Annotated in this window: 1 protein-coding gene; it reads right to left on the reverse strand. The window is 71.4% G+C overall.

Translation table 11 applies throughout. From position 1 onward, the window contains the following. Nucleotides 1-262, reverse strand: a 262-nt coding sequence (locus RAD10_RS42110) for a hypothetical protein (protein WP_461622049.1), incomplete at both ends; no start/stop codon positions are given.

Consider the following 262-nt stretch of genomic DNA (forward strand, 5'->3'; position numbering starts at 1 on the left):
GCCGACGCGGAAGTACACGTCGGACAGCGTCGTCGGGTTGTCGGCCGAGGTCGCACGGTTGCCGTGCGGCTTGCCGACGCGCAGCAGGACCGGCGACTCGGTCAGGCCGGCGTCGATCGTGACGCCGGCGACGACGACACCGGAGACGTCAGCGACGTCGAGCGGAGTGGACCCGTTGACGGCGGTGAGGGTGGCGTGGCCGAGGCCGAGGACCACCGTGTCGGCGCGCTTGACCTCGATGCTGCGCGCGATGTCGTACACG

Source organism: Bradyrhizobium sp. 23AC, assembly GCF_054863025.1.